Origin of the sequence: Sinomonas sp. G460-2 (assembly GCF_047759905.1) — a bacterium.
Classification (GTDB): Bacteria; Actinomycetota; Actinomycetes; order Actinomycetales; family Micrococcaceae; genus Sinomonas.
In genome coordinates this window covers 1-5888 of sequence record NZ_JBKZWT010000227.1, presented here as the reverse complement: position 1 = coordinate 5888, position 5888 = coordinate 1, and the positions used below count along the sequence as shown (strand labels likewise).

The 5888-nt window shown below is 71.2% G+C and carries 4 protein-coding genes; 3 read left to right on the top strand and 1 reads right to left on the bottom strand.

The window, feature by feature from the left end; genetic code table 11:
* From ACLN58_RS16590 to ACLN58_RS16580, 3 genes are all read left to right on the top strand, one after another.
* Nucleotides 1-896, top strand: an 896-nt coding sequence (locus ACLN58_RS16590) for an AAA family ATPase (RefSeq protein ID WP_415856357.1), incomplete at its 5' end; no start/stop codon positions are given.
* 4 nt (nucleotides 897-900) lie between these two features.
* Nucleotides 901-2103 carry a signal recognition particle-docking protein FtsY gene (ftsY, locus tag ACLN58_RS16585; protein ID WP_415856356.1) on the top strand — a complete coding sequence of 401 codons (1203 nt, stop codon included), beginning with the start codon at nucleotides 901-903 and terminating at the stop codon, nucleotides 2101-2103.
* Between the two features lie 93 nt (nucleotides 2104-2196).
* Complete coding sequence (locus ACLN58_RS16580) at nucleotides 2197-5571, top strand: fibronectin type III domain-containing protein (protein ID WP_415856355.1); 3375 nt, start codon at nucleotides 2197-2199, stop codon at nucleotides 5569-5571.
* Nucleotides 5572-5632: 61 nt separating this feature from the next.
* Here the strand turns inward: ACLN58_RS16580 and ACLN58_RS16575 are convergent.
* Nucleotides 5633-5888, bottom strand: a 256-nt coding sequence (locus tag ACLN58_RS16575) for an MFS transporter (protein WP_415856354.1), incomplete at its 5' end; no start/stop codon positions are given.

Here is a 5888-nt window from a genome sequence, read left to right as displayed (position 1 = left end):
CCCGGGCCGAGCTCGTGCTGCGGCTCGAGGCCCTCGAGGACCGTGCCGTCGAGGAGCTCGGCCTCTCGGCCCAGCAGCTCGTCGACGAGTTCGGCCCCCACCTCCCCGTCCCCGTGCCTGACGACGCCGCGGACAAGTGGGCCGCGCTCCGCGTCGAGGTCGACGACGACGGCCAGCCCGTGGGCGGGGCGCCGTTCGTGCGGGCCGAGCAGGAGAAGCGGCTCAAGAAGGCCGAGCGGGACCTCTCGGCGCTTGGGAAGGTCAATCCGCTGGCCCTCGAGGAGTTCGCGGCCCTCGAGGAGCGCCATCGCTTCCTCAACGAGCAGCTCGAGGACCTCAGATCGAGCCGCCGCGATCTGCTCGCGATCATCAAGGACGTCGACGAGCGCGTCCAGCGGGTCTTCACCGAGGCCTTCGCGGACACCTCGGCGCAGTTCGAGCGAGTCTTCGGTCGGCTCTTCCCTGGCGGGGAGGGGCGGCTCGTGCTGACGGATCCCGCGGACATGCTCACCACGGGCATCGAGGTCGAGGCGCGGCCCGCCGGCAAGAAGATCAAGCGCCTCTCGCTCCTCTCGGGCGGCGAGCGATCGCTCACGGCAGTGGCCCTGCTCGTGGCGATCTTCAAGGCGCGGCCCTCGCCGTTCTACGTCATGGACGAGGTCGAGGCTGCGCTCGACGACACGAATCTCGGGCGGCTCATCACGATCTTCGAGGAGCTCCGCGAATCGAGCCAGCTCATCGTCATCACGCACCAGAAGCGCACGATGGAGGTCGCGGACGCGCTCTACGGCGTGTCGATGCGCGGCGACGGCGTGTCGACGGTCGTGAGCCAGAAGCTCGAGCGCGTCGAGCCGCCGTCCCGGCCGGAGAGGGCGCCTGAGCCTGTGAGAAGCTAGGTCCGTGACAGACCTCTCCGTCCTGCTGCCCATCATCATCGCCGTGATCGTGGTCCTCGTGGTCGCCGGGACCATCATCGGGTTCGTCCGCGGCCGCCGTTCGAACGTCCGCTACACGGGAACCCGAGACGCCAACGACCCCACGATCGCGCCCACCCAGGCCGGGTCCGACAGCGAGTCTGGCGCGCCGGTTGCCGTGACGGAACCTCCGGCCGCGACGGCCGAGGCCCCGCAGGAGCTCCTCGAGGAGCCGTCCGTCGAGGCGGTCCCGACCGAGGTCCCGGCTCCCGTGGCCGGGAGGCTTCAGCGCCTGCGCGAGCGTCTCGCCAAGAGCAACAGCGTCTTCGGAAAGGGCCTCCTCGCGCTCCTCGCGAGCGACCGCATCGACGACAACGTGTGGGACGAGGTCGAGGAGACGCTCCTCCTCGCCGACATCGGCACCGAGCCGAGCCTCGAGCTCGTCGACACGCTCAAGAGCCGAGTCAAGGTCATGGGCAGCCGCAACCCGGATGAGGTGCGCGCGATGCTTCGCGAGGAGCTCGTCAAGCTCGTCGACCCGACGCTCGACCGCGAACTCCGCGTCGACCGCAAGGCGGGGAAGCCCGCCGTCGTCCTCGTCGTGGGGGTCAACGGCGTGGGCAAGACGACGACGGTGGGCAAGCTCGCGCGCGTCTTCGTCGCCGAGGACAAGGACGTGATTCTGGGCGCGGCGGACACGTTCCGCGCCGCGGCCGCGCAGCAGCTCGCCACGTGGGGCGCGCGCGTGGGCGTGCCGACCGTCAAATCCGACGTCGACGGCGCGGACCCGGCGTCCGTCGCCTTCGAGGCGGTGAAGGCGGGCATCGAGCAAGAGGTCGACGTCGTCATGGTCGACACCGCGGGGCGTCTCCAGAACAAGGTGGGCCTCATGGACGAGCTCGGCAAGGTCAAGCGCGTCATCGAGAAGCAGGCGGAGGTCGACGAGGTGCTCCTCGTCCTCGACGCGACGACGGGCCAGAACGGGCTCAACCAGGCGAAGGTATTCTCCGAGGTCGTCGACATCACGGGCATCGTCCTGACGAAGCTCGACGGCACGGCGAAGGGTGGAATCGTCGTCGCGATCCAGAAGCAGCTCGGGGTGCCGGTCAAGCTCGTGGGCCTCGGCGAGGGCCCCGACGACCTCGCGCCATTCGACGTCGAGGGCTTCGTCGACGCGATCCTCGCGTAGGGGCCGCGCCTTTCGGTCTTGACAGGCGGTCGCCGCGGGGGCACCGTAAGTGGGCGGGGTGTTCCATTGCTGTCCTCATGACTAGGAGGAGCGATGCGCCCCGCTCGCCGTTCACCCATCCTTGCCGCCATCACAGTGGTCTTCACGGCCTTCTTCGGCCTCGTGGCCGTTCCGGCCCACGCGGCGTCCGGCCCGCCTGCCTTCGTCCAAGAGGCTTCCGCCCATCACGGGTCCGTCGCGTCCCTTGCCGTCACGCCGGGTTCGACCCTTGGCGCCGGGAACCGGCTCATCGTCGAGGTGGGGATCTGGGGCTTTTCGTCTCCCACCGCGTCGAGCGTCACTGACACCGCCGGCAACGTCTACACCGAGCTCGTGCACTTCGTCGCGTCGGAGCACACGGAGCTGAGCGTGTGGACCGCGCCGGTCACCGCTGGCGGGGGCACCAAGCCGACCGTGACTGTCAAACCGACCGCGACGGCGGACGTGGGCGTCGCCGTGCTCGAGTACTCGGGGCTCTCGACTGCGGCCGGGACCGCCTCGCTCGACGTCAACGCCCAGGCAACCGGCACGACGTCCGCGGCCGGGACCGTCTCGTCGGGCGCGACGCCGGCCACCACCGCCGCCGGGGAACTCGCGCTGGGGTTCTACGCCGACTCGGGCTTCGGGGTCACGATCGGAGGCGGAACCGGATTCACCGTCCGGACGAACGTCTCGAACACCCCGGACCTGGAGTTTGCCGTCGAGGATGCGGCCGTGGGGTCGGGGGCCACGCCGAACGCGGCCTTCTCGACCGGAGCAAGCACCACGTGGCTCGCCGCGACCCTCGTGTTCCGCCCCGCGGGTTCCGCCAACGCGACGGCGCCCGGCGCCCCGACGGGCGTCTCGGCGAGCCCCGGAAACGCGGGCGCGTCGGTGTCCTGGACCGCTCCCTCCGACGGCGGGTCCCCGATCACGTCCTACACCGTCACGCCATACTCGGGGGGCGTCGCGCAGAAGCCGACGACCGTGAGCGGAACGCCGCCGGCGACGACGGCGCAGATCAGCGGGCTCGTCAACGGGACGTCGTATACGTTCACGGTGACTGCGACGAACGCCGTCGGCACGGGGCCGGCGTCGTCGCCGTCGGCCGCGGTCACGCCCAGCACCACGGCCAACGGCCAATGGGGCCCGCTGACCACCTGGCCGATCGTGGCGGTCCACTCCGTGGTCCTCAACTCCGGCAAGCTGCTCGTGTGGGACGGCTGGGCGACCCCCGAGCCGACCTCGGTCTACGACCCCGCGGCCAAGACGTTCACGACCACCAACGCGCCGTCGAGCATCTTCTGCTCCGGCAACGCCAAGCTCCCCGACGGCCGCGTGCTCGTGGCCGGCGGCTACGGCGTGTCGACCACGGGAAACCTCGGCCTCACCGACGTCAACATCTTCGACCCGGCGAGCCAGTCCTGGAGCCGGCTCGCGAGCATGAACTACCCGCGGTGGTATCCGGACCTCGTGGAACTCGCGGACGGCCGGTATGTCGCGATCAGCGGCAACTCGTCGAGCGCCTCGACCTGGGCCGACACCCCAGAGCTCTACGACCCAGCCACGAACGCCTGGACGGCGCTCTCGAAGATCAGCACGTCCCAGGTCCACGAGGAGGAGTACCCCTTCTCCTACCTCGCGCCCAACGGCAACGTGTTCACGATCGGCCCGTCCGAGGACGTCTCCTACTGGCTCGACGCGTCGGCCCAGACGTGGACGCCGGTCGGGGCGAGCGGGCTCACGAACGGCTCGTCGGCCATGTACCGGCCCGGGAAGATCCTCTACAGCGGCGGCGCGCCGAGCGTGACGGCGACGACCACGGCCGTCGCCGGGGCCGCGACGATTGACCTCACGGCAGCGACGCCAGCGTGGAAGTCCATCGCGCCCATGAACTATGCCCGCGTCTACCACACGCTCGTGACGCTCGCGGACGGCCGCGTCCTCGCGGTGGGCGGGGAGCCCACCTCGGACCAGACCCAGGTCACGGCCGGCGTGCTGCCGGCCGAGATCTGGGACCCGGCCACGGGTGCGTGGAGCGTCATCGGCTCGCTCGCGACGGCCCGCAACTACCACTCGACGGCAGTCCTCCAGCCCGACGGGACCGTGCTCGTGGCCGGTGGCGGCCACGAGGAGTCGCTCAGCAACCCCGGCCAGTACAGCGCCCAGCTGTATTCGCCGTCGTACCTCTCCGGTGGCGCCCGGCCGACGATCAGCCAGGCGCCGGCCGGCGCGTACTACGGGACGACCTTCAACGTCAGCACGCCCGACGCGGCGTCGATCTCCGCCGTCAACCTCGTCTCCTTCGCTGCAGACACCCATCAGGCGGACATGGACCAGCACTTCGTGCCGCTCACGTTCACGGCGGGCTCCGGCGCGCTCAGCATCCAGGCGCCCGCGTCAGGGGCCTACGCCCCGCCCGGCGACTACATGCTGTTCATCGTCAACTCAAGCGGCGTCCCGTCCATGGCCGCCACGGTCCACATCGCGCCGACGCCCACCGCGCCGGCGGCGCCGACCGGGGTGACGGCGACACCCGGCAACGGATCCGCCGTCGTGGGGTGGACCGCGCCAGCCAACGGCGGAGCCCCGATCACGTCCTACTCGGTGACGCCGTGGGCGGGGGGAACCGCCCTCGCCCCCACGACGGTGACCGGGAACCCGGCCCCCACCACCGCGACCGTCTCGGGCCTCACGAACGGCACGTCCTACACGTTCACGGTGACTGCCGCGAACTCGGTCGGGACGTCCCCGGCCTCCGCGCCCTCGGCGAGTGTCACGCCGTCGAACGCCGTGGTGCCCGCCTTCCTCCAGCAGTCCTCGACGCACGTGGCCGGCGCGCCCTCGGCGACGGTCTCGCTCGGACAGGCAGTCCGGGCCGGAGATCGGCTCGTCGTCGAAGTCGGCGTGTGGGGAACGGGGGCGCCGACCACGAGCGGCGTCACGGACTCGGCGGGCAACACGTACACCGAGCTCACTCATTTCACGGCCTCGGACCACACCGAGCTGAGCGTCTGGACGGCGCCGATCACCGGGGGAGCAGGGACCCCGGTGAGCGTTACGGCCACGACGACGGCGCCCGCGGACATCGGGGCCGCCGTGCTCGAATACTCGGGACTCTCCGCTGCCGCGGGGACGGGATCGGTCGATGTCCAGGCCCACGCGACGGGCTCGACCGGCACAAAGGCCGCGACCGTGGCCTCGGGCGCGACGACCGCGGCAGGTGCCTCGAATGAACTCGCGGTCGGCTTCTACGCCGATTCCGGCTTCGGGGACGCGCTCGGAGCCGGGACCGGCTTCGCGTCGCGCGTCAACGTCTCGGCGACCTCGGATATGGAGTTCGTGGTCGAGGATCAGCTCGCCAGCGCCGGAGCCACTCCTAACGCGACGTTCTCGACCGGCGCCCAGACCGTGTGGCTCGCGGCCGTCGTCGTGTTCCGGCACGGCTGAGCGGGCTGCCGTCCCCGGGCGGTTCGTCCCGCGCTCGGCTCGTGTGCCCCGGCCCGCCCGATCAGGGGAGCGGACGACGGCGCGCGGCCCACGCGGGCATCGCGGCGAGCAGGCAGGCTCCCGAGACGCCGAACGCCCAGCCGTACCCCACGCCGTCGGCGAGCAGGCCCGCGAGGAGAGGGCCCACGATGCTTCCGACGTCGGAGACCATTTGGAAGACGGCGAGCGGCTTCCCACCGCTGCGCTCGCGGCCGATCGTGTCCGCGACGGTGGCCTGGAGCGCGGGGCTCACGAGTCCCGAGCCGAAGCCGGCCACC

Bases quoted from the DNA above. Each gene is read 5' to 3' on its own strand.
- ACLN58_RS16580 (WP_415856355.1), top strand. From the start codon at position 2,197: ATGCGCCCCGCTCGCCGTTCACCCATCCTTGCCGCCATCACAGTGGTC.